The organism is Anoxybacillus dikiliensis (genome assembly GCF_050613275.1).
Classification (GTDB): Bacteria; Bacillota; Bacilli; order Bacillales; family Anoxybacillaceae; genus Anoxybacillus.
On sequence record NZ_CP187112.1, the window covers coordinates 867,591 to 889,786 of the forward strand.

26 protein-coding genes are annotated in these 22,196 nt (G+C 43.0%); 19 read left to right on the forward strand and 7 right to left on the reverse strand.

The features are described 5' to 3' along the window. Position 1 precedes the first annotated feature (1 nt). From ACPF7I_RS04625 to crcB, 3 genes are read left to right on the forward strand one after another with little or no spacing between them, the layout of a single operon-like run. Positions 2-2,086: an RNA degradosome polyphosphate kinase gene (locus tag ACPF7I_RS04625; RefSeq protein ID WP_430744522.1), complete on the forward strand. Its 2,085-nt coding sequence runs from the start codon at positions 2-4 to the stop codon at positions 2,084-2,086. Between the two features lie 12 nt (positions 2,087-2,098). Further along, positions 2,099-2,485 carry a fluoride efflux transporter FluC gene (locus tag ACPF7I_RS04630; RefSeq protein ID WP_430744521.1) on the forward strand — a complete coding sequence of 129 codons (387 nt, stop codon included), beginning with the start codon at positions 2,099-2,101 and terminating at the stop codon, positions 2,483-2,485. After that, positions 2,482-2,814 carry a fluoride efflux transporter CrcB gene (gene crcB, locus ACPF7I_RS04635; protein ID WP_430744519.1) on the forward strand — a complete coding sequence of 111 codons (333 nt, stop codon included), beginning with the start codon at positions 2,482-2,484 and terminating at the stop codon, positions 2,812-2,814. The genes ACPF7I_RS04630 and crcB overlap by 4 nt, the downstream gene beginning before the upstream one ends. On the opposite strand, the gene ACPF7I_RS04640 is transcribed toward crcB, so the two are convergent. Continuing rightward, on the reverse strand, positions 2,809-3,657 hold the full coding sequence (locus tag ACPF7I_RS04640; protein ID WP_430744517.1) for a metallophosphoesterase: 849 nt from the start codon (positions 3,655-3,657) through the stop codon (positions 2,809-2,811). The two genes, crcB and ACPF7I_RS04640, sit on opposite strands and share 6 nt — an antisense overlap. A 148-nt stretch (positions 3,658-3,805) precedes the next feature. Here ACPF7I_RS04640 and fadH point away from each other — a divergent pair, with 148 nt between their 5' ends. The 4 genes from fadH (at position 3,806) to ACPF7I_RS04660 (ending at position 6,550) form a co-directional block, all read left to right on the forward strand. Next, positions 3,806-4,561: a 2,4-dienoyl-CoA reductase gene (gene fadH / locus ACPF7I_RS04645; RefSeq protein ID WP_430744515.1), complete on the forward strand. Its 756-nt coding sequence runs from the start codon at positions 3,806-3,808 to the stop codon at positions 4,559-4,561. Between the two features lie 102 nt (positions 4,562-4,663). Then, positions 4,664-5,878 (forward strand): EAL domain-containing protein, encoded by a 1,215-nt coding sequence (locus ACPF7I_RS04650; RefSeq protein ID WP_430745974.1) that lies wholly within the window; start codon positions 4,664-4,666, stop codon positions 5,876-5,878. Between the two features lie 95 nt (positions 5,879-5,973). Continuing rightward, on the forward strand, positions 5,974-6,207 hold the full coding sequence (locus ACPF7I_RS04655) for a hypothetical protein (RefSeq protein ID WP_430744514.1): 234 nt from the start codon (positions 5,974-5,976) through the stop codon (positions 6,205-6,207). A gap of 103 nt (positions 6,208-6,310) precedes the next feature. Then, positions 6,311-6,550: a YkuJ family protein gene (locus ACPF7I_RS04660; RefSeq protein WP_003396622.1), complete on the forward strand. Its 240-nt coding sequence runs from the start codon at positions 6,311-6,313 to the stop codon at positions 6,548-6,550. Between the two features lie 323 nt (positions 6,551-6,873). On the opposite strand, the gene ACPF7I_RS04665 is transcribed toward ACPF7I_RS04660, so the two are convergent. Beyond that, positions 6,874-7,416, reverse strand: a complete 543-nt coding sequence (locus ACPF7I_RS04665) for a type II toxin-antitoxin system PemK/MazF family toxin (protein WP_430744513.1) — start codon at positions 7,414-7,416, stop codon at positions 6,874-6,876. Positions 7,417-7,547: 131 nt separating this feature from the next. On the opposite strand from ACPF7I_RS04665, the gene cbpB reads away from it, so the two are divergent. The 5 genes from cbpB (at position 7,548) to ACPF7I_RS04690 (ending at position 11,042) form a co-directional block, all read left to right on the forward strand. Next, positions 7,548-7,967 carry a cyclic-di-AMP-binding protein CbpB gene (gene cbpB, locus ACPF7I_RS04670; RefSeq protein ID WP_430744512.1) on the forward strand — a complete coding sequence of 140 codons (420 nt, stop codon included), beginning with the start codon at positions 7,548-7,550 and terminating at the stop codon, positions 7,965-7,967. Positions 7,968-8,029: 62 nt separating this feature from the next. Continuing rightward, complete coding sequence (gene dapD / locus ACPF7I_RS04675) at positions 8,030-8,737, forward strand: 2,3,4,5-tetrahydropyridine-2,6-dicarboxylate N-acetyltransferase (protein ID WP_430744510.1); 708 nt, start codon at positions 8,030-8,032, stop codon at positions 8,735-8,737. 42 nt (positions 8,738-8,779) lie between these two features. Next, complete coding sequence (locus ACPF7I_RS04680) at positions 8,780-9,922, forward strand: N-acetyldiaminopimelate deacetylase (protein WP_430744509.1); 1,143 nt, start codon at positions 8,780-8,782, stop codon at positions 9,920-9,922. Further along, complete coding sequence (locus tag ACPF7I_RS04685) at positions 9,919-10,380, forward strand: TlpA family protein disulfide reductase (protein ID WP_430744508.1); 462 nt, start codon at positions 9,919-9,921, stop codon at positions 10,378-10,380. The genes ACPF7I_RS04680 and ACPF7I_RS04685 overlap by 4 nt, the downstream gene beginning before the upstream one ends. Next, positions 10,377-11,042: a potassium channel family protein gene (locus ACPF7I_RS04690; protein ID WP_430744507.1), complete on the forward strand. Its 666-nt coding sequence runs from the start codon at positions 10,377-10,379 to the stop codon at positions 11,040-11,042. The genes ACPF7I_RS04685 and ACPF7I_RS04690 overlap by 4 nt, the downstream gene beginning before the upstream one ends. Positions 11,043-11,113: 71 nt before the next feature. Here ACPF7I_RS04690 and ACPF7I_RS04695 read toward each other — a convergent pair whose 3' ends face one another. The 4 genes from ACPF7I_RS04695 to ACPF7I_RS04710 all read right to left on the reverse strand — a co-directional run bounded on the left by ACPF7I_RS04695 (position 11,114) and on the right by ACPF7I_RS04710 (position 14,757). Continuing rightward, a complete protein-coding gene (locus tag ACPF7I_RS04695; protein WP_430744506.1) occupies positions 11,114-11,620 on the reverse strand; it encodes a hypothetical protein in 507 nt (168 codons plus the stop codon). Positions 11,621-11,897: 277 nt separating this feature from the next. After that, positions 11,898-13,565 (reverse strand): ribonuclease J1, encoded by a 1,668-nt coding sequence (rnjA, locus tag ACPF7I_RS04700; protein WP_430744505.1) that lies wholly within the window; start codon positions 13,563-13,565, stop codon positions 11,898-11,900. After that, on the reverse strand, positions 13,562-13,777 hold the full coding sequence (locus ACPF7I_RS04705; RefSeq protein ID WP_430744503.1) for a DNA-dependent RNA polymerase subunit epsilon: 216 nt from the start codon (positions 13,775-13,777) through the stop codon (positions 13,562-13,564). The genes rnjA and ACPF7I_RS04705 overlap by 4 nt, the downstream gene beginning before the upstream one ends. A gap of 410 nt (positions 13,778-14,187) precedes the next feature. Beyond that, a complete protein-coding gene (locus ACPF7I_RS04710) occupies positions 14,188-14,757 on the reverse strand; it encodes a UPF0236 family transposase-like protein (protein WP_430744501.1) in 570 nt (189 codons plus the stop codon). Positions 14,758-14,872: 115 nt separating this feature from the next. Between ACPF7I_RS04710 and ACPF7I_RS04715 the strand changes: the two genes are divergently transcribed. The 4 genes from ACPF7I_RS04715 (at position 14,873) to ACPF7I_RS04730 (ending at position 17,803) form a co-directional block, all read left to right on the forward strand. Next, entirely contained in the window at positions 14,873-15,148 is a 276-nt protein-coding gene (locus ACPF7I_RS04715) for a hypothetical protein (RefSeq protein ID WP_430744500.1), read from the forward strand. Positions 15,149-15,185: 37 nt separating this feature from the next. Then, positions 15,186-15,914, forward strand: coding sequence for a hypothetical protein (locus ACPF7I_RS04720; protein ID WP_430744499.1), 729 nt, complete (start codon positions 15,186-15,188; stop codon positions 15,912-15,914). A 39-nt stretch (positions 15,915-15,953) separates the two neighbouring features. Next, complete coding sequence (locus ACPF7I_RS04725; RefSeq protein ID WP_430744497.1) at positions 15,954-16,850, forward strand: hypothetical protein; 897 nt, start codon at positions 15,954-15,956, stop codon at positions 16,848-16,850. A 176-nt stretch (positions 16,851-17,026) separates the two neighbouring features. Further along, positions 17,027-17,803, forward strand: coding sequence for a Cof-type HAD-IIB family hydrolase (locus ACPF7I_RS04730; protein ID WP_430744496.1), 777 nt, complete (start codon positions 17,027-17,029; stop codon positions 17,801-17,803). Positions 17,804-17,837: 34 nt separating this feature from the next. Here ACPF7I_RS04730 and def read toward each other — a convergent pair whose 3' ends face one another. Continuing rightward, positions 17,838-18,392 carry a peptide deformylase gene (def, locus tag ACPF7I_RS04735; protein ID WP_430744495.1) on the reverse strand — a complete coding sequence of 185 codons (555 nt, stop codon included), beginning with the start codon at positions 18,390-18,392 and terminating at the stop codon, positions 17,838-17,840. Between the two features lie 381 nt (positions 18,393-18,773). Here def and pdhA point away from each other — a divergent pair, with 381 nt between their 5' ends. Genes pdhA through ACPF7I_RS04750 form a run of 3 tightly spaced genes read left to right on the forward strand, consistent with a single transcriptional unit; the run spans position 18,774 to position 22,196 of the window. Beyond that, on the forward strand, positions 18,774-19,880 hold the full coding sequence (pdhA, locus tag ACPF7I_RS04740) for a pyruvate dehydrogenase (acetyl-transferring) E1 component subunit alpha (protein WP_430744493.1): 1,107 nt from the start codon (positions 18,774-18,776) through the stop codon (positions 19,878-19,880). 3 nt (positions 19,881-19,883) lie between these two features. Continuing rightward, entirely contained in the window at positions 19,884-20,861 is a 978-nt protein-coding gene (locus tag ACPF7I_RS04745) for an alpha-ketoacid dehydrogenase subunit beta (RefSeq protein ID WP_043968180.1), read from the forward strand. 48 nt (positions 20,862-20,909) lie between these two features. Continuing rightward, positions 20,910-22,196 (forward strand): dihydrolipoamide acetyltransferase family protein, encoded by a 1,287-nt coding sequence (locus ACPF7I_RS04750; protein WP_430744491.1) that lies wholly within the window; start codon positions 20,910-20,912, stop codon positions 22,194-22,196.

Below are 22,196 nucleotides of genomic sequence, written 5' to 3' on the forward strand. Positions count from 1 at the left end.
GATGGATTTAAGTCATCCGCGTTATTACAACAATCGCGAATTAAGTTGGCTTGCGTTTAACGAGCGCGTTTTGCAAGAAGCGATGGACGAACGCAATCCGTTATTAGAAAGGCTGAAATTTTTAGCGATTTTTAGCTCGAATTTGGACGAGTTTTTTATGGTGCGCGTCGCCGGGTTAAAAGATCAAGTGAAAGCTGGGTTTAATAAGCCGGAAAATAAAGCGGGACTGACGCCGAAAGAACAGTTGAAACAAATTGCGAAAAAAACGCATGCGCTTGTGAAGTGGCAGTACGACATGTACAACGAAACGCTGTTGCCGATGTTGCATGAGGAAGGGGTATATTTGCTTGCCCCAAACGAATGGGACGATGAACAGAGAACATATTTACAGTCGTATTTTATGAAAAATATTTTCCCGGTATTAACGCCGATGGCTGTCGATGCGTATCGTCCGTTTCCAATGTTGTTGAACAAAAGTTTAAATTTAGCGATCGTCCTTGACGATGAGGAAGATGAAGATGAACGGAAAAAATTAGCGATCGTCCAAGTGCCGGCGGTGTTAAATCGCTTCATTCCATTGCCAGCAAACAACGGCATGCACGCTTATGCGCTGTTAGAAGATGTCATTACGACGTTTATTCATACGTTATTTAAAGGATACACCGTTTCTTCTGTGACGCAATTTCGCATTACGCGCAACGCGGATTTAACGATTCACGAAGAAGGGGCGCGCGATTTATTAAAAGAAATTGAAAAAGAGTTAAAAAAGAGAAAATGGGGCGCTGCTGTCCGGCTAGAAATGAGCAAAAAAGGGTTTGACGAATGGGTGCTCGATTATTTATTAGATGAGTTAGAAATTCATGAAAAAGATGTATATCAAATTGACGGACCGATCGATTTCACATTTTTCTTTTCGTTTTATCATGAAGTGGCGAAATATAAAGAACATCTCGTTTTTCAAACGCTCATTCCACAGCCCCCAAAAGATTTAGATGACGATGAAGATATATTTGAAAAAGCGAAAGAACGCGATTTATTGTTTCATCACCCATATGAGTCGTTTGAGCCAGTCATTGATTTTATTTCCGATGCGGCAGATGATCCCGATGTGTTGGCGATCAAACAGACGTTGTATCGCGTCAGCGGCGATTCACCCATTATTGAAGCGTTAAAGCGGGCGGCGGAAAACGGGAAGCAAGTGACCGTCCTCGTTGAATTGAAAGCGCGGTTTGATGAAGAAAATAACGTCCAATGGGCGAAGGAACTTGAAAAAGCAGGATGCCACGTCATTTATGGGATGACGCATTTAAAAACACATAGTAAAATTACGCTCATCGTTCGGCAAAAACACGGAAAAATTGAGCGGTTCGTTCATTTAGGGACGGGCAATTACAACGACGCAACCGCCAAAATTTATACAGATTTCGGCTTCATTACGTCCAATGAGCAATTTGGCGAGGATGCGACAAACTTTTTTAATTATTTAAGCGGCTATATGGAAAAACCGGAATTTCACCATTTAGTCGTCGCCCCGTTTGATTTGCGGCAACAATTTTTACAGCTCATCGACGAAGAAATTCGCTATCATAAACAATATGGCGATGGGCGCATCATCGCGAAAATGAACTCGTTAACGGACAAACAGCTCATTATGAAGCTATATGAAGCGTCGCAAGCAGGGGTGCAAATTGATTTAATTGTACGTGGCATTTGTTGTTTGCGCCCGCAAATGAAAGGTGTGAGCGAAAACATTCGCGTCCGCAGCATCGTCGGCCGCTTTTTAGAGCATAGCCGCGTATATTATTTTCATCACCATGGGCAAGCGCGCGTCTTTTTATCTTCTGCCGATTGGATGACGCGCAATATGGACCGCCGCATTGAAATTTTATTTCCGGTTTTTAAAAACGAATTAAAACAGCGTCTTATTGACGTATTGCACATTTTGCTTTCTGATAATGTAAAAGCGCGCGAGCAAAACGAACGAGGCGAATATCATTATGTAAAACGGGAAGAAGGCGAAGAAGAAATAGATAGCCAAATGATATTGTTTCAAATGGCATACGATGTCGCAGACGATGAAGAATAAGGAGATGATGATGTGAAAGAAAGCGGAGCGGTGGCCCTTGGCGGAGCGCTAGGGGCGTTATGTCGATACGGGGTAGCGATCGCATTCCCATTTCTCACATTTCCGTGGGGGACGTTGCTCGTCAATTATATCGGTTCGTTTTTGCTAGGGGCGCTTACGTCTTACGTCGGAAAGAAAAAAATGGCGGAATGGTTGCGCCTCGGCATCGGAACAGGATTTTGCGGCGGATTGACGACGATGTCGACGTTTAGTAAAGAGACGATCATGCTATGGCACGAACATGTTGGACTTGCGAATGTATATGTGCTCACATCTTTCGTTGGGGGCTTGCTTCTTTGTTATGCAGGCGTGTATGTTGGAGAGCGAATGGGCATGAAAGATGCAGGTGAGGTGTCATGATTGCGGTAGCTCTTGGCGGAGCATTTGGGGCGTGGTGCCGCTATCAGCTTGGCATATGGCTGTTGCGCTGGACGAGAAAATCACGTGTGCCGCTTTCCATTTTGTTCATTAATTGGCTCGGCTCATTCGGTCTTGGCATGGTGGTTGCACATGACGTGCAGGCAGTCGGGATGACGGTCGGCTTTTTTGGCGCGTTTACGACGTTTTCGACATTTAGCGTGGAAGCGCTGCAACTATTATTAGGAAAGCGATATAAAGAAGCGTTTCTTTACATCGTTGCTTCACTCATCGGAAGCATATGTATGTTTCAAGCCGGGTTTATGTTATAACCCGGCTTTTAACGTGAACAACGTTAATTCTGGTGGGGTTAAAAAACGAAACGGCATGCGCGTCGTTCCAAGTCCGCGATTGACGTATAAGGTGAGTTGCTGTACGTCGTAAAACCCTTCGACATATTGTTTCGCTAGCGGAGGGGTGACGAGCGGTCCAATCCACGGCAGTTGAATTTGTCCCCCGTGGCTATGACCAGACAGCTGAAGATGAAACGGATAACTGCTTGCTTGTGTCACAAGATCAGGCTCATGAATAAGCGCAATCGTATACGTTTCTTTCGGCAACTGTTGTACCGTCTTTGCGAAATTCGGCTGACCGAGCATAAAATCGTCCAACCCTGCGATGACAATTTGTTCGTTCCCTTGACGAACATGTACCCATTCGTTCACGAGTAAACGAAACCTAGCTTTCTCCATCATTTCTTTGTATATATTTGTTCCGTATCCGCCGTGATCGTGGTTTCCATAAATACAGTACTTCCCAAGCGGCGCATGAAGCGTCGCCAATAACGATGTAATCGCATCGACATGCTCATATTTGTTCGGTTCATCAAGCAAATCGCCTGTAAAACAAATGAGATGCGGAGCAAGGTCGTTCATTCGTTTGACGACGCGTTGAAAATGGTCAACAGAATAATGGTATCCTAAATGCACGTCGCTAAATTGAAGAAGGCGACACCCATCAAAGCTTTTTGGAATAAGCGGATGCACGATTTCATAGCGCCGTACCGTCAACTGCCTCGGCTCAATATATTTTGCATACATATATCCCGCTGTTGAAAGCAATGCTCCTTTGACGAATAAAGAAAAAAACGTTTGTAAAAAATCTCGTCGTTTCATATTTTCAAACCTTATCACGCGAAAATGTTCTCCATTCATTATAAAAGAAAAAAGTTGATAAAAACAGCAAGAAAAATATTAAAAATTTTCTAAATATATAGTACAATAAAAATGAATGAATAACCATTCATAAAAAGGGGATGAAAAAATGAAGGGGAAAGTTGTTATTGTGACAGGTGGTTCAAGCGGCATGGGAAAATATATGGCGAAGCGTTTTTCGGATGAAGGAGCGCATGTCGTCATTACCGGAAGAAGAAAGGAAGCGCTTGAAGAAGCGGCAAAAGAAATCGGGGGAAGCGTGCTTCCGGTCGTCATGGACGTGCGTCAACCAGAATTAGTCGCGGCAATGGTGAAAGAAACAGATGAACGGTTCGGGAAAATTGATGCGCTCATTAATAACGCTGCGGGCAACTTTATTTGCCCGGCAGAAAAGCTATCGATTAACGGTTGGAATAGCGTCATTGACATCGTTTTAAACGGAACGTTTTATTGTAGCCGGGAAGTCGGAAACTATTGGATTGAAAAAGGACAAAAAGGATCGATCATTAACATCGTTGCTACATATGCTTGGGGCGCAGGGGCAGGTGTCATTCATTCGGCATGCGCCAAAGCAGGCGTGTTAACGATGACGCGCACGTTAGCGGTCGAGTGGGGAAAAAAATACGGTTTTCGCGTCAACGCGATCGCTCCCGGTCCGATTGAACGAACAGGAGGGGCAGAAAAGCTCATTTTATCAGAAGAGATGGAAAAGCGTGTGAAAGATAGCGTGCCGCTCGGTCGCTTCGGAACGCCGGAAGAAATCGCAGCGGTCGCCTCGTTTTTACTTTCTGATGCGGCCGCGTACATTAATGGCGAGTGCATTACGGTCGACGGCGGACAATGGCTCAATCAACATCCGTTTTAATGCGACGTTTGCTGACGTCGCTTTTTTATTGGATGATGTACGATGAACGGGCGCGTTTCTTATGATATAATGAGTGAAAAAAACGGGGGAGGAAGCGTCGTTTTGGATGCGCTAGACATTTTAACACACATCGATCAAGTCGTTCCGTATTACCAACCGATTTTTAGTGCCGATGAGCAATGCATCGTCGGATATGAAGTGCTCGGGCGCTTTCAACAAGGAGATGAAGTCATTAGCCTCGGCCCATTTTTTCACGACGAAACGGTTCCAGAAGAGTTTCGCATGGAAGTCGATATGGCGGTGACGACAAAAGCGCTCGAACAGTTTGTTCACGAGCAGCCCGCATCGCTCATTTTCATTAATCGCGATGCGAACGTGTTAATGATCGATCGGGGAGAATCGTTTTTGCAACTTCTTCTTCAATATAAAGAAAAAGGATTACAATTAAACCAAGTCGTCCTTGAAATGACGGAGCATCATTTTAAAGGCGACATTCAACAGCTCGGACACGTATTGACGTATTTGCGTACATACGGCATTCAAATTGCGGTTGATAATATTGGGAAAGAAAGCAGCAACTTAGATCGCATTCGGTTGTTAGCACCCGATTTATTAAAAATTGATTTGCGTGCGTTGCGCACGTCAGCGACGATCGTATCGTACGATGATGTGCTTTATTCCATTTCGCTTTTAGCGCGGAAAATTGGGGCGACCCTTCTATATGAAGGGATAGAAAACGCCTTTCAACTTCAATATGCGTGGCGAAACGGCGGCCGATATTATCAAGGCTATTATTTGCACGAACCGTCACCGTCATTTCTTCCGCCACATTTATTAAAAGAAACGTTGCGCAATCAGTTTCATACGTTCATTCAACATGAAAAAAAGAAGCTGCAAACGTTATACGATATTTCCGAACAATTTCAAGCGCGCGTATCTGAGCTCGTCGCCAAACATAAAAAAGCCTCATCGTTTAACGAACTCATTTCCGCCCTAGCCAAACATTTAAGCGATTGCAGTTTTCGCATTTACGTATGCGATGAAGACGGATTTCAACAGTCCGCCAACATATTTAAACGAGGTGAAACGTGGGAGCTCCAGCCGCAATACGAAATGAAAAATTGGAGCTGGCGTCCGTATTTTTTAGAAAATATTATTCGCATGCGCTCCCGCAAACGAGGCATTTTATCTGATTTGTACAGCGACATTGAAACAGGTGAAACGATTCGCACATACTCGTATCCGATTGATGAACATCATTATTTGTTTATCGATTTAACGTATGAATATTTATTTGAACATAACGCCCATCTGTAATAAAATATCGCTCGCGGTGGAAAAGTAAGCATAAGGGGCAAACGTTTTGTCACGACAATGCGACGTTTGCGCACCTTTTCGTAGAGAGGTGGGCGATGATGGATACATTTTCTTGGATGCTTTTACTTGTTGCTAGCGGGGTATTAGTCGGGGGACTTGTTTATACGTATCAAGTAGGAAAGCGACAAAAAGTGCAAGGTGAATACGATGCGCCCGTCAGCGAAAAAGTGGCTGCTCATCCGTATGTCCGCAATCCGATTTTTATTGCATACATCGTGTTTATCGCTCTTTTGCTCGGGTATATCGCATACGTTGCTTTTCAAACGTAAAAGCCCGCTCTTTTGTGGGCTTTCGTTTTTGTTTACTTTTTTCGCGAATCTTGGTACAGTAGTGAATAGTCGCTGAAATACGTATCGGAAAGGAATGAATGTCATGTCGCAATTATTAGGCATTATCCAACGGTTAATTAGCTTACAAGAACAAAAAACAGGAACGAACGAAGCGCCACAACGCAACTTTGAAGTCAATGGTGAAAAAAAATGTAGCGTGACATATTATGAAAAAACGAACACGTTCGTATTAGAAGTGTACGAAAAAGGCGAGAAGCCGAAATCGTATCAATTCGACAATATTGATATGATCGCCATTGAAATTTTCGATTTGTTGAATTAATTATTCGAAAGGCATATGAAAAGGAGCTATCTAATCATTGAGCAGTAAGCTCATTAGATAGCCCCTAGGTTGCCTGCGACAAGACAGGCAGTGATGACTTCGCTAACATAGCGAATGAATTGCCTGTGACAAATACAGGCGATGTATGATCAGTTTATTTTTATATCGCTCATTTTATGCATAAAATATGCGAAAAGGACCTTCAGACAGGTCCTTGTGAGAAAAAACGTGATTTATCACGTGGTTTGCCCGTGACGAGACAGGCGATGTATATGTTTGTCTTAAATATATCTTGACGTACGAGTGGCTGTCAAGCCCATTTATTATTTTTTTAAGCTTTTTCTAAGTCCGAAAACCCATTCAATACGAATCATAATCTTTTCCATATCTTTTATGTCGATGTTTCCTTTATGTTCTTTCAAGCGAATTTTGCTTACGGTTTTTGTTTCTTCTCCTAAAACAGCTGAATCATAATCTAAAAATGGATATTTGTTTTTAAAAAGAAAATAGTGGCTGTGATACCGTGGCTCATTTAAATATGTAACGATTTCCCCGTTTTTGAAAATCGCTTTCTTTTTTAAGTTTTTCGTTAAAGGGACGATCGAAACGTTGCCTGATGAAAGATTAATTTGATCATTAGATACGACAATGACTGGTCGGTATTCCCCTTGTTCAGTCCCAATATTTTCCCCTAGTTCACACATATACACACCACCGCGGATGATTCGGCGACTTTTTTGTGTCGTTTCGTTTTCAATCCATTCGCTGGCTAATGTTATTTTTTTCGCATGCCATTCATTTAGCTTCCCTTTTTTGCTTTCTTTTTTTAGGCGCAATCGCTCGCGTTTTACGGCTTCCGATTCCATTATTTTCTCCCCCCATATGATACCATTTTGTCTATTATTGTATCATATCCGATGCACTTCTCGCTTTTCCATATCGAAACGAACATGATACAATGACAAATGGGGATTATATTGCGAAAGGCGGAATGACGATGCAACAACCATCGCTGACTGAACTAATGATTCCGTCCGATAAAGTGGCGCACGTGCAAGTGGGGAATCATTTACAACACGCGTTACTCGTCTTAACGCGCACAGGATACTCGGCTATCCCAGTATTAGATATGACGTATAAACTGCAAGGGCTCATTAGCATGACGATGATTATGGATGCCATTTTAGGCATTGAGCGGATCGAGTTCGAGCGGCTTGACACGATGAAAGTGGAACAAGTGATGCAGCGCAACATCCCGCGCTTACATGTAAGCGATTCATTTTTAAAAGTGTTGAAGTTGCTTATTGATCACCCATTTTTATGCGTAGAAAATGATGACGGTTATTTTGTAGGCATCGTTACGCGCCGTGAAATATTAAAGCGGTTCAACCGCTCGATGTACGAAAAGCGACAATAGGCTTGTCACCGTTTATATCATTTGTTAAAGTAAAAAAATAAAATGATAAGGAGGAAATTGCGATGATGATGGATGCGAATGAAATTATTTCCTTTATTCAAAACAGCAAAAAGAAAACACCTGTGAAAGTATACATAAAAGGAGACGTGGCTGACATCGATTTTGGCCCGAGCGCGAAAACATTTATTACAGGTCAGACAGGCGTCGTATTTGGCGAATGGGCAGACATTGAAGCCGCGCTTGAAGCGAACAAACATAAAATCGAAGACTACGTCGTGGAAAACGACCGTCGCAATTCTGCGATTCCACTTCTTGATTTAAAACATATAAAAGCGCGCATCGAGCCGGGAGCGATCATTCGCGATCAAGTGCAAATTGGCGACAACGCCGTCATTATGATGGGGGCGGTCATTAACATCGGCGCTGTTATTGGCGAAGGAACGATGATCGACATGAACGCTGTGCTTGGCGGACGTGCGACAGTAGGGAAAAACTGCCATGTTGGTGCAGGGGCGGTACTTGCTGGTGTCATTGAGCCGCCATCCGCAAAACCGGTCATTGTGGAAGATGATGTGATGATCGGAGCAAACGCGGTCATTTTAGAAGGAGTGACGGTCGGAAAAGGTGCGGTCGTTGCCGCGGGTGCGATCGTGACAGAAGATGTGCCGCCATATACCGTTGTTGCAGGCGTACCAGCGCGCGTCATTAAACAAATCGACGAAAAAACAAAAGCAAAAGTTGAAATTAAACAAGAACTTCGCCAACTATAAAGCGTGGATCCATTCCATGCTTTTTTCAAAAGGAGGAAACGTATGGGCGACTTTATTCATATTCGCCGCGATTTGCACCAAATTCCTGAGCTCGGCTTTCAAGAATTTAAAACACAGCAATACATATTGAACTATCTCGCTACTTTGCCGCAACAACGTTTGGATGTGAAAACGTGGCGCACCGGCATTTTCGTACGCGTACGTGGCCTTTCTCCGACGAAAACGATCGGCTATCGCGCCGATATGGATGGGCTGCCGATTGACGAACAGACGGACGTCCCGTTTCGCTCGACGCACGAAGGACGGATGCACGCATGCGGACACGATATGCATATGGCGATTGCGCTCGGCGTGCTTACTCATGTCGTTCATCATCCGATTCGCGATCATATGCTCTTTATTTTTCAACCGGCTGAAGAAGGACCGGGTGGAGCGCTTCCGATGTTGGAGAGCGAGGAGATGAAAGAATGGATGCCCGATATCGTACTCGCCTTGCATATCGCTCCAGAATATCCGGTCGGAACGATTGCGACGAAAGAAGGGCTCTTATTTGCGAATACGTCTGAACTTTTTATTGATTTTATCGGTAAAGGTGGGCACGCAGCCTTTCCGCACGAAACGAAAGATATGGTCGTCGCTGCAAGCGCCTTTATTATGCAGCTGCAGACGATCGTCGCGCGCAATGTCAATCCGCTCGATAGCGCCGTCATTACGATTGGAAAGTTGACGAGCGGCACCGTTCAAAACGTCATCGCTGAGCGCGCTCGGCTCGAAGGAACGATTCGCACCCTTTCACCGGAGGCGATGGAAAAAATAAAAGGGCGCATTGAAGCGCTCGTGCGCGGCATCGAAGTCGCTTACGATTGCGAAGCGCATATCGATTACGGTTCGATGTATTATCAAGTATACAACGATGAAACGCTCACAAATGAATTTATGCAGTTCGTTGAAAAAGAAACGAACGTCCGCCTCGTCCGCTGCCAAGAAGCGATGACAGGGGAAGATTTTGGCTATATGCTCGCTCGCATTCCAGGATTTATGTTTTGGCTTGGGGTGCAATCGCCGTTCGGCTTGCATCATGCGAAGTTAAACCCGGACGAACAAGCGATCGATGTCGCTATTGAACTTTTGACTCGCTACATCGCTTGGAAAGGAAATCATAAAGCAAAGGAAGAAAAACGATGAAATTACGAGAACCTATGCCATCATTAGACGGAGCAACTATCGTATTAAACGAAAACATCACTCGCGAACAGCTCATCGGAAAACCGACGCTTATTCATTTTTGGGCGGTGAGCTGCCATCTTTGTAAAGACGGAATGAAACAAGTCAACGTCTTCCGCGAGCGTTATAAAGGGGAATTGCACGTCGTATCTGTCCACATGCCGAGAATAGAAAGCGACAAAAACGTAGATGCGGTAAAACAGCTTGCTGAACAATACGGCATGACACATCCGCTTCTCGTTGACAATGACCATCGAATAAAAGAAGCGTTTGACAATCGCTGCGTGCCGACATATTACGTATTTGATGCAGACGGTATATTTCGCCATTACCAAGCAGGTAGCGGTGGCATGCATATGTTAGAAAAACGAATCATTCGCGTCATTGATGAATATCGAACAAGAGGTGACGTTTCGTGAAGAAAAAAGAATTTGCGGTTATCGGTCTCGGACGTTTCGGAGGGAGCGTGTGCCGCACGTTAAGCGAACAAGGGATGGAAGTGCTTGCGATTGATGTAGACGAAGAGAAAGTGAACGCATATGCGTCCATTGCCTCGCAAGCGGTCGTTGCCGATTCAACGGACGAAAACGTTTTGAAAAGTTTAGGCATCCGCAACTTTGACCACGTGATCGTTGCCATCGGTGACAACATTCAAGCGAGCATTTTGACGACATTAATTTTAAAAGAGCTCGGCGTCGAAAAAATTACGGTGAAAGCGACGAACGATTATCACGAAAAAGTGTTGAAAAAAATCGGCGCCGACCATATCGTCCATCCGGAGCGCGATATGGGTGAGCGCATCGCGAACAATATGATTTCTAACAATGTGCTCGACTATTTAGAGCTGTCTGACCGACATAGCATCGTTGAAATTGTCGCGAATGAAAAACTTCATGGTCACTCCTTATTAGAGCTCGACATTCGCGCGAAATACGGCATTAACATCGTGGCGATTAAGCGGCATAACGACATTATCGTCTCGCCGCTCGCATCAGAAACGATTTACGCCGGGGATATTTTAATCGTCATCGGCGCCGATCAAGACATTGACCGCTTCGAAAGCGAAGTCGTTGGCGAATAAAAAAGAAGGTGTCCAAACGGGCACCTTCTTTTCAACAATCTGAAAGACAGAATATATTTCCGTCTTTTTCATTAGGTATGGTTATTTATGATATTTGTCCTTTCAAGAATTCTTTTTTCTTCTAGATATTTCAATTGGATTTCAAACACTTTTTCTCTTGGTACGTAATGAATGATTCCTTGTTTTAGAAGTGCATCTACTCTTTTTACTTTTTTCATTATTTCTTTCCGAAGCTTTGTATTTTTAATTTCAAAAGGAACATCATTTAAAGTATATGGTTGCCCAATGAATTCTTTATGAATAATATACATATTTTGTATCAATAAATAACTATCATAACGATTTATTTTAATTGGGTGTATAAAATCCGGTCTTTTCATCGATAATGCTTTAATCTTCCCGTTTTTATCATCATCTTTTGTGATAGGAATACAAACAAGCCCATCGGGAAATTCTTCTTTTTCAATGACTAAAATTAACATAGGCCTTTTCTCTTTTGTAGGTACTTTATATTGTGCCCAGTCGGTGATTGAAAAAAATTCTTCCTTAATAAAATAAATTTTGAAATGTTCAGACATTTTTTAATACCCCAATCTAAAAAAAGAAGCGGAGTATCCGCTTCTTTTTTGACAAGTTTTCGAGTCCGCCATTTATTAGTCGCCTGCGGATGAGCGACAAGTTTTCGAGTCCGCCATTTATTAGTCGCCTGCGGATGAGCGACAAGTTTTCCTTCTGTCGCTACGATTTTTAATGGTAGCGAGCATTCGATCGTGGGTAACTAAAACACCCTACACCTGTATTTTCATTATATTCAACAGAATTTATTCTGTCAATGAGCATAGTTTTGTGTTTTTCTTATATTTCCATAATAATCGGCAAAATCATCGGTTTTCGCTTCGTTTTTTCGTATAAAAACGGTGCGAGCGTATCGGTAATTTCTGTTTTAATGTCCGACCATTGATTTGTTCCTTGTTCAAGCAGCTGTTGTAAATGTTTGGCGATGAGCTGTTGCGCGTCGCTAATTAAATTGCCCGATTCACGCATATAAACGAATCCGCGTGAAATAATGTCTGGTCCGGAAGCGATTTTCATTTCTTTCATATTAATGCTTACAACGACGATGACAAGCCCTTCCTCCGATAAAATGCGGCGGTCGCGCAAGACGATGTTGCCGATATCTCCGATGCCGCTTCCGTCAATATACACCGAGCCGGACGGAATTTTACCGACGATGCTTGCGCTTTCTTCATTTATGCCGAGCACATCCCCATTGTCCATAATAAAGCAGTTTTCTTCTGGGACACCGCAATCGACTGCGAGTTTGACGTGCATTTTTTGCATGCGATATTCCCCGTGAATCGGCATAAAATATTTCGGCTTCATGAGGCGAATCATTAATTTTTGTTCTTCTTGCCCGCCGTGCCCAGACGTGTGAATGTCGCTAAGCGGCCCGTGGATCACTTCCGCCCCTGCGCGTGCGAGCATGTTAATAATGCGGTTAACGCTTACCGTATTGCCCGGAATCGGCGAAGACGAAAAGACGACTGTATCGCCCGGCATAATTTGAATTTGACGGTGTGAGCCGTTCGCGATGCGCGACAACGCTGCCATCGGCTCGCCTTGGCTTCCGGTGCAAAGAATGGTGACGCGATGGGCAGGAAGACGGTTAATTTGCGCCGCATCGACGAACGTATCTTTCGGGCATTTAATGTAGCCGAGCTGTTGACCAATTTCAATCGCCGCTTCCATGCTTCGTCCGAATACGGCAATTTTTCGGTTGTTTAATACAGCCGCTTCCGTCACTTGTTGCAAGCGGTGAATGTTTGAAGCAAACGTCGCAAAAATGATGCGCCCTTGCACTTTTCGGAAAATATCATGAATGCTTTCTCCGACGCGCCGTTCCGACATCGTAAAATGCGGAATTTCGCTATTTGTACTATCCGACAATAAACAAAGAACGCCTTCTTTCCCGATCTCTGCCATCTTCGTTAAGTTTGCTGGCTCGCCGACAGGAGTGAAGTCGAATTTAAAGTCGCCTGTATGCACAATTTGTCCGACTGGCGTTTTGACGACGATGCCGTAGCTATCTGGAATGCTGTGCGTTGTACGGAAAAATGTCACTGCTGTTTTTCCGAACGAAATAACATCGTCTTCTTTGATTTCAATAAGTTTTGTTTGACGCAACAGTCCGTGTTCTTCTAACTTGTTGCGAATAAGTCCAAGCGCTAACTTTCCACCGTAAATCGGCACGTTCACTTGGCGAAGCAAATACGGAATGCCGCCGATATGGTCTTCATGTCCGTGTGTAATAAATAGCCCTTTAATGTTTTCTGCGTTTTTCACTAAATAGCTATAATCCGGGATGACGTAATCAATGCCGAGCAATTCGTCTTCTGGAAACTTAATGCCGGCATCAATGATGATAATCTCGTCCTCATACTGTACGCCATATGTATTTTTCCCGATTTCGCCTAGACCGCCGAGCGCAAAAACACCAACTTGTTTATCTTTTAAACATTTCATCGTTCAATCTCCAATACGTGAAAATCAGGATGTTGCTGTTCGTACGCTAAATGCGCCCCTTCAAGCGGTTGAATGTACTCAATATTGATTTGACGGTCTTGTAGTTTTCGGCGCACATCCCGCTCGCTCTCTGCTTCAATGTATAGCGTCTTCGTTTTTTCTCTTACCGGCACTTCATCGATCGCATCTTGGTAAAACACTTTAAAAATCAACGTTCATCTCTCCTTTTTGTCATTTGTTTAAAAAATAAAGCGATATTTAGCTCCGGACGCTTTCCGCTTTTCTTATTATATATAAAAAGTGTGGAATGGGAAACAAAATTGAAAAGAAGCCCTTCAATAGAAGGGCTCGTACAACTACGCAATCGATTTTCTGCGCAACAGTTCTTTCCATTGTTTGAGCAGCTTGCGTTTCAACTTTTTCAACATGACGCATCACTCCTCACTTTTATTGTATCCGATTTTGCAGGAAAGTAAATGTTTTATCTACTATTTATTATAAGAAGATGCTCGACAAATTTTGCATAGGAAAATATGTTAGTTTGAGTCAAGACTTTGTGGGAGATTTTTTTAGTCATATATGGTTTTGTAAAATCGTTATATGTAAGCGCTTTTATCCACTCTCATCCTGTAGATATGTGCGTTTTCTCCCGTTTTAAAAAGTCACGTAAACATCCTGGTATCTCCTCAATTCGACGAACAAGCGCCTCAAGTTGCTTTTCCTTCTCCTCATGTTCTAGCGTACCGATAGCACTTGTGAGTTCTCGTAACACGCCTTCTTCATCCCATGATGCGAATTTCTTTCGAATCACCCGATATCTCGCATGACCTCGGAACAATTGACGAATCTCTCTTGACACATGGAACCGATCGAGCTGAAAGTACCCTCTGTCCCCGAAATATTCTCGACACGCTGTGATCCATGGGGCACCATCTCCATTGATGACCACCCAATCCTCAAGTGGATCATAGCCATATTCCTTCATCAGAAAATTCTCTACAGCCTCCCAAATCGGTTCATTCGTTTGATGAACCATATACCGTCGATTCACTAAGGATACGCGTTTCCCGTTTTTCTCCCATCCTTGATGAATCGTGATGATCTTTTCTTCTTTCCCTTTGATGCGGCTTCGTTGACGTTTCACGTACAACCCGTCCGCTTCGATAAAAAACACGCGCCCTTTTTTCTCCATTTGTTTACATAAAATTAAAATGGTGAAAGGCCCTTTATGAACTTTATGTATTGACGTTTTTTTTTTTTTTTTTATAATTTTAAAAAATTATACAATTCAATAAGGGGATGTTTTAATGAAAAAGGTTTTGTTTAGCTTGTTTATGTTAGTTATGTTCTGTGTTTCGTTTGTCACAAATTCAGCATTTGCTAGCACAATAATCGGTAGTAAAAATGTAGATGATATGTTAGAACTACTGGGTTTCTCTACAGAGGATATTAGAGACTTAAAAGCAAATAGGTCTGATGTAGCGGATATAAATTTTGAAAACAAAGATGTGAGAAACTTGAAGCTGAAAAAGAAGGATATCTTAATTTTTAGCTCATTTTGGATTTACCAAGGAGCGAATTGAAGATTTTACATTAAGTGACTGGGAGCATTTTAAGAATATGAAAGAGCCTGAATTAATAGATGTGAACGTTTCATACTTCAAAATCGATGAGAATGATGGAGGACTAATTCCTATCACAAAATATGAGTTTGAGAAAAACAAAAAACAACGGGATGAGTATTATAACAAAATAAAAAATAATCCACAATTAGTAACAGCCTCTTTATGTGATCCAAGAAACACTTGTAAGGGATCGAACTCGTCGTCAATGGTGAAACTAACTGTTGCAGTTACCCGTTCGTCCAAATATGCAATTGTTTCCGATTTTGATTGGGTTAACGATTCTAATGAGCGGTATGTTGACTTATTCGGAACTGGACATAAAGAGGCTTTGACTGTAGACTATGAATCAATATTTGGGAGTTGGACAACTAAGTACTATGATAACTATGGTTATGTAGCCGGAAGAACTTCACATTTTAACGGTGCCACATATAAATTTTCTACAGGATATGTCCATAAGCTAGATAGAAATTCTCCTTCCCACCAAGAATTTTGGCAGTATAATGGAAAATGGATACGTGCACAAGACGATTCGGGATATACGTATGCTGAATTTTTATGGAGTTCTGGAGCAAACTCTTCCGCATATGCTAATTATACTCATATGAAAACGGGATGGAGTTCTTCATTTAGTGTGTCGATGCCACTAGGAGCGTCGATCTCTGTTTCGGGAACAACCAGTTACGTACAAATACCAAATGCTGCGGTTTCTTTTACGAGATAAAACTATATTGCAAATGATATCGTGAAGGGTGGCTTGTTGTTGAAACGAATCGTTATTTATTTTTTGTTGTGTACAATGCTAGCTGGATGTAATTATCAGGGAATACATTTGCAGGCTCAGCAGTTGGATGAAAAAAAACAAGGTTTTGATAAAGAAGAGGTCGAAAGCTTCATCAGAGAGCCGGAAAAGGTGAATCATGCAATTAACCCACAGTTAAAAAACAAAGATATTGTGAATTTATTTTTGCTCGGGTTGACGAAAGAAGAAATGAAACACATGGATAGTGAGGAGTTGCACTTCTTTAGCAATAAAAGTTCAATAAATAAATGGAATAACCTAAATCTAAATGAGCAAGCGTTGAGAGACATTTTCAAAAAGCAGACAAATGATCAAATCATTCAATGTGATCTCTATAAGCAGATGTTATGTACCGCATCGACAATTTACACGGTTCAAAAAAAGAAAGTGATGGAATTGACGATGTCTATTTCTTTGCTCAATCGAGAAGAGCCTCGATATGCTGTCGTTTTATCATATAAATGGCTTACAAATCCGCAAGAAAAGAAGGCAAATTTTTACGGAGTTTTGACAACGGAAAATGCAGTCGTAGATTATCGTGAATTTTACAGCTATTACAAAACATACAAGGACGCATCTCACATCAGCGCAAAACATTATAATAAGCCTTATCAATCTTCTGTTATTGGCTATGCCATAAAAAATTTTTTGAACAAGGAAAATAGTCGGCACTTCGGCTATTTGTATGCTGAAATCGTACCCTCAGATCGTACGCATAAATATATTGATGTTGAAGGATTTTATATACATGCTGATGAAGATCACTCGTTTTCTTTTCAAGATGTCCTTGATGCGGGTGTGAATGATGATATGGTGATGTTCAAGTCTCCGATTACCCGAATTGCAATCAAAAAGTGATGAATGAAGTGAAGTTGAGGGAGCGCTTAATCAAAAGCGCTCTCTCCTTTTGATATTTGTATGAAGAATGCACTTGTTTTTAACTTGTGGTGAAGAGATTGTTAACCAATTTATTGACAATATGGCGCAATTCCGTTACGGTAGGTTTGTGAACTTTTACACGAGGAGAGAGAAGCATGGAGAGAAAAATCGTCTTTTTTGATATTGATGGAACGTTGTTAGATCACGATAAACAGCTGCCGCCATCGACATATGAAGCGGTGCAATCGTTAAAAAAGCAAGGAGTATATGTAGCCATCGCAACAGGAAGGGCGCCGTTTATGTTTGAATGGCTGCGAAAAGAGTTAGATATTCAATCGTTCGTCAGCTTTAACGGACAATATGTCGTCTTTGAAGGGGAAGTGATTCACAATCAACCGCTTGATCGCGAACGGCTTCACGAATTAAAACAAATGGCGCACGCAAATGAACATCCGCTTATTTTTATGGACGCCGACAAGATGCGAGCAAGTGTCGCCGATCACCCGTACATTCATGAAAGCATGGGAAGCTTAAAGTTTGCCCATCCCCCATACGATGAAACGTATTACGAACAAAACGACATTTATCAAGCGCTGTTGTTTTGTAAGCCAGAAGAAGAACAGCCGTACGTCACAGCGTTTCCGACGTTTCATTTTGTGCGCTGGCATGCGGTATCTACAGATATTTTACCGTATGGCGGCTCGAAAGCAGAAGGGATTAAAAAAATGATTGACGAACTCGGCATTCGACGCGAACACGTCTATGCGTTCGGTGACGGATTAAACGATACGGAAATGTTGCGTTTTGTCGGGACAGGAGTCGCGATGGGAAATGGTCATGAAGAAGCGAAACGAGCGGCCGATTTTGTGACAAAAGCTGTCGATGAAGATGGGATTTTATTCGGACTACGTCACCTTGGCTTATTAAAATAAAAGGGCTCCGTCATGGCAGCCCTTTTCGTTCATCTTATCGTTCGATTGGAATGGCTTCAGCCGGTACGTCGTAAGGGTTTTGCTTATTTATCCGATCGTAAAACATGATCCCGTTTAAATGGTCGATTTCATGTTGAAACACGATCGCAGGAAGCCCTTTTAAGCGTAGCTTCACCGTTTCGCCTTCAAGCGTCGTTCCTGTGACCGTAATGCGCATATAGCGCGGCACGTAGCCAGGAATCGATTCGTCCACAGACAAACAGCCTTCTCCGCTCGTTAAATAACACATTTCAACAGAATGACTAACAATTTTTGGGTTAAACAGCGCGTAGCTATACAACGTTCCTTTTTCATCAGTTACATGTACCGCGATCATTCGCTTCGACACGTTAATTTGCGGCGCAGCTAAGCCGATGCCCGGACGAAGCCCATACGTTTTCGCTAACTCCGGATCTTGGCTCATTTTTACATACTCCAACAAGCTCGCTAAAATGCGGCGATCTTCTTCAGATGGGGGAAGCGGCACTTCTTCTGCGACTTTTCGTAACGTCGGATGGCCATCTTTAATAATATCCTTCATCGTAATCACGTTGTTTCACTCCCTACTCGCATTGTAAACCATTTTTATTATGAAGGATGGATTGAAAAAGTGCAATTGCGTGAGAAACATATATATCCACGTTGTAAAACAGAAATAATACAGATTCTAAAAAAATAGTATAACAGATTCATAACACAGTTAAAATTTTCTAATTTTCACTTTTATATAGAAGGTGGCGAGCAAACTGATTGACGAGCGTTGTCGAACGGTGTAAACTGAAAGATGTAAAAAAACAGTTGTATTAATCACACTTGCATTTCTCATTAATACAGCTTTCAATACACAACGTGTGGTAAAAAGAAACCGTTTTTGGGCAAATTAAAAGGTGCATCATTTTACGCTTTGAAAAGAAAGGATGAGGTGAACAAAATGGGTAAAAAACCCCTATTTGATGTGAAAAAGCAACTTGAAAAAGTCGCTGAGCAGTTCCCGACATTTCAAATTTTAAACGAGGAAGGCGAAGTCGTAAACGAAGCGGCCATGCCAAATTTAACAGATGAGCAATTGAAAGAACTTATGCGCCGCATGGTATACACGCGCGTGCTTGACCAACGTTGCATTTCGTTAAACCGTCAAGGACGTCTCGGCTTCTATGCGCCAACAGCAGGACAAGAGGCGAGCCAATTAGCGAGCCATTTTGCATTAGAAAAAGAAGATTTTATTTTACCGGGCTATCGTGACGTTCCGCAAATGATTTGGCACGGCTTACCACTTTACCAAGCATTTTTATTTTCACGTGGTCATTTTCATGGCAATCAAATTCCTGAAGGTGTCAACGTGTTGCCGCCACAAATTATTATCGGTGCTCAAATCATTCAAACAGCCGGCGTTGCGCTCGGCATGAAAAAGCGCGGCAAAAAAGCGGTCGCAGTTACATACACAGGTGACGGCGGTGCATCGCAAGGGGACTTTTACGAAGGAATTAACTTTGCCGGTGCATTTAACGCGCCAGCGATCTTTATTGTTCAAAACAACCGTTTTGCGATTTCAACGCCAGTCGAAAAACAATCAGCAGCAAAAACAATCGCTCAAAAAGCAGTCGCTGCAGGTATTCCAGGCATTCAAGTCGACGGAATGGATCCGCTTGCGGTATATGTGGCGGTGCGTGACGCTCGCGAGCGCGCGATTAACGGCGAAGGTCCAACATTGATTGAAACGCTTTGCTTCCGTTACGGTCCGCATACGATGGCGGGAGACGACCCAACGCGCTATCGTTCCAAAGAGCTTGAAAACGAATGGGAGAAAAAAGATCCGCTCGTTCGTTTCCGTAAGTTTTTGGAAAACAAAGGGTTATGGAGCGAAGAAGAAGAAAATCGCGTGATTGAACAAGCGAAAGAAGACATTAAAGAAGCGATTAAGAAAGCGGACGAAACACCAAAACAAAAAGTGACAGACTTAATGTCGATCATGTACGAAGAAATGCCAGCGTTCTTAAAAGAGCAATACGAAATTTATAAAGAAAAGGAGTCGAAGTAACCAATGGCGCAAATGACAATGATTCAAGCAATCACGGATGCGTTGCGCGTAGAAATGCGCAAAGATCCGAACGTTCTCGTGTTCGGTGAAGACGTCGGTGTAAACGGCGGGGTATTCCGCGCGACAGAAGGATTGCAAGCAGAGTTTGGCGAAGATCGCGTATTCGACACACCGCTTGCAGAATCAGGAATTGGCGGTTTAGCGATCGGTTTAGCATTGCAAGGATTCCGTCCTGTGCCTGAAATTCAGTTTTTCGGATTCGTATATGAAGTGATGGACTCCATTTCTGGTCAAATGGCGCGCATGCGCTATCGTACTGGCGGCCGTTTCCATGCACCAATTACTGTTCGTTCGCCATTCGGCGGTGGCGTACATACGCCAGAATTGCACGCCGATAGCTTAGAAGGGCTTGTCGCGCAACAGCCGGGATTAAAAGTCGTCATCCCATCAACGCCATATGATGCGAAAGGATTATTAATTTCAGCGATTCGCGACAACGACCCTGTCATTTTCTTAGAGCATATGAAATTGTATCGCTCATTCCGCCAAGAAGTGCCAGAAGGCGAATATACAATTCCGATCGGCAAGGCGGACATTAAACGTGAAGGAACAGACGTATCGGTCATCACATACGGTGCGATGGTACATGAATCGTTAAAAGCGGCAGCGGAGCTTGAAAAAGAAGGCATCTCTGTTGAAGTCGTGGACTTGCGCACCGTTCAACCGTTAGATATTGAAACAATTATCGCATCGGTTGAAAAAACAGGCCGCGCGGTCGTTGTACAAGAAGCGCAAAAACAAGCAGGTATTGCGGCAAACGTTGTTGCAGAAATTAACGAACGTGCGATTCTTAGCCTTGAAGCGCCGGTATTGCGCGTGGCAGCACCGGATACGGTATATCCGTTCTCACAAGCAGAGCCTGTATGGTTACCGAACTTTAAAGATGTCATCGAAACAGTGAAAAAAGTCATGACGTTTTAATGGAGGGGGCCTGCCCCTCCACATTTAAGAAACAGGAGGTTGAGATACATGGCATTTGAATTTAAATTACCGGATATCGGTGAAGGGATTCACGAAGGTGAAATTGTCAAATGGTTTGTAAAGCCGGGCGATGAAGTAAACGAAGACGACGTGCTTTGCGAAGTGCAAAACGATAAAGCAGTTGTCGAAATTCCATCTCCAGTAAAAGGGAAAGTATTAGAAGTTTTAGTGAGTGAAGGAACAGTCGCAACCGTTGGTCAAACGTTAATTAAATTTGATGCGCCGGGATACGAAAACTTAAAGTTCAAAGGCGATCATGGCGATGAGCCAAAAGCGGAAGAAAAGAAAGAGGAAGTAAAACAAGAGCCAGTCGCACAAAGCGCAGAGCCGAAAAAACGCGTCATCGCGATGCCATCTGTGCGCAAATATGCACGTGAAAAAGGTGTCGACATTCGCCTCGTTCAAGGCACAGGCAAAAACGGCCGCGTGTTGAAGCAAGATATTGACGCTTATTTAGCAGGCGGCACAGCGCCACAAACAGAAGCGAAAGCACAAGCAGCAGAAGAAAAAGCAGCACCAGTTCAAGAACAAAAAGCAGCACCAGCAGCACAACCAGTCGTACTCGAAGGCGAGTTCCCAGAAACACGCGAGAAAATGAGCGGCATTCGTCGCGCAATTGCAAAAGCGATGGTGAACTCGAAACATACAGCACCGCACGTCACATTAATGGACGAAGTCGATGTGACAAAACTTGTTGCGCATCGTAAGAAATTTAAAGACGTCGCAGCGCAAAAAGGCATTAAGTTAACGTTCTTACCGTATGTCGTTAAAGCATTAACGTCAGCGCTTCGCGAATATCCAGCGCTTAACACATCCATTGACGATGCGACAGAAGAAATTGTTCATAAACATTACTACAACATCGGAATTGCAGCGGACACAGATAAAGGATTGCTCGTTCCAGTTGTTAAACACGCAGACCGCAAATCGATTTTTGCGATCGCAAAAGAAATTAACGAGCTTGCGACAAAAGCGCGCGAAGGCAAATTAATGCCGAACGAAATGAAAGGTGCAACGTGCACAATTACAAACATCGGTTCTGCAGGCGGTCAATGGTTCACACCGGTCATCAACCATCCGGAAGTAGCGATTTTAGGCATCGGCCGCATTTCAGAAAAACCGATCGTACGCGATGGTGAAATTGTCATTGCTCCAGTGTTAGCGTTGTCGTTAAGCTTCGACCACCGTATGATCGACGGTGCAACGGCACAAAACGCATTAAATCATATGAAACGTTTATTAAACGATCCTGAATTATTGTTAATGGAGGCGTAA

Bases quoted from the DNA above. Each gene is read 5' to 3' on its own strand.
- ACPF7I_RS04625 (WP_430744522.1), top strand. From the start codon at position 2: ATGGATTTAAGTCATCCGCGTTATTACAACAATCGCGAATTAAGTTGG.
- crcB (WP_430744519.1), top strand. From the start codon at position 2,482: ATGATTGCGGTAGCTCTTGGCGGAGCATTTGGGGCGTGGTGCCGCTAT.
- ACPF7I_RS04640 (WP_430744517.1), bottom strand. From the start codon at position 3,657: ATGAAACGACGAGATTTTTTACAAACGTTTTTTTCTTTATTCGTCAAA.
- fadH (WP_430744515.1), top strand. From the start codon at position 3,806: ATGAAGGGGAAAGTTGTTATTGTGACAGGTGGTTCAAGCGGCATGGGA.
- ACPF7I_RS04655 (WP_430744514.1), top strand. From the start codon at position 5,974: ATGATGGATACATTTTCTTGGATGCTTTTACTTGTTGCTAGCGGGGTA.
- ACPF7I_RS04660 (WP_003396622.1), top strand. From the start codon at position 6,311: ATGTCGCAATTATTAGGCATTATCCAACGGTTAATTAGCTTACAAGAA.
- ACPF7I_RS04665 (WP_430744513.1), bottom strand. From the start codon at position 7,416: ATGGAATCGGAAGCCGTAAAACGCGAGCGATTGCGCCTAAAAAAAGAA.
- cbpB (WP_430744512.1), top strand. From the start codon at position 7,548: ATGCAACAACCATCGCTGACTGAACTAATGATTCCGTCCGATAAAGTG.
- dapD (WP_430744510.1), top strand. From the start codon at position 8,030: ATGATGATGGATGCGAATGAAATTATTTCCTTTATTCAAAACAGCAAA.
- ACPF7I_RS04680 (WP_430744509.1), top strand. From the start codon at position 8,780: ATGGGCGACTTTATTCATATTCGCCGCGATTTGCACCAAATTCCTGAG.
- ACPF7I_RS04685 (WP_430744508.1), top strand. From the start codon at position 9,919: ATGAAATTACGAGAACCTATGCCATCATTAGACGGAGCAACTATCGTA.
- ACPF7I_RS04695 (WP_430744506.1), bottom strand. From the start codon at position 11,620: ATGTCTGAACATTTCAAAATTTATTTTATTAAGGAAGAATTTTTTTCA.
- rnjA (WP_430744505.1), bottom strand. From the start codon at position 13,565: ATGAAATGTTTAAAAGATAAACAAGTTGGTGTTTTTGCGCTCGGCGGT.
- ACPF7I_RS04710 (WP_430744501.1), bottom strand. From the start codon at position 14,757: ATGGAGAAAAAAGGGCGCGTGTTTTTTATCGAAGCGGACGGGTTGTAC.
- ACPF7I_RS04715 (WP_430744500.1), top strand. From the start codon at position 14,873: ATGAAAAAGGTTTTGTTTAGCTTGTTTATGTTAGTTATGTTCTGTGTT.
- ACPF7I_RS04720 (WP_430744499.1), top strand. From the start codon at position 15,186: ATGAAAGAGCCTGAATTAATAGATGTGAACGTTTCATACTTCAAAATC.
- ACPF7I_RS04730 (WP_430744496.1), top strand. From the start codon at position 17,027: ATGGAGAGAAAAATCGTCTTTTTTGATATTGATGGAACGTTGTTAGAT.
- pdhA (WP_430744493.1), top strand. From the start codon at position 18,774: ATGGGTAAAAAACCCCTATTTGATGTGAAAAAGCAACTTGAAAAAGTC.
- ACPF7I_RS04745 (WP_043968180.1), top strand. From the start codon at position 19,884: ATGGCGCAAATGACAATGATTCAAGCAATCACGGATGCGTTGCGCGTA.
- ACPF7I_RS04750 (WP_430744491.1), top strand. From the start codon at position 20,910: ATGGCATTTGAATTTAAATTACCGGATATCGGTGAAGGGATTCACGAA.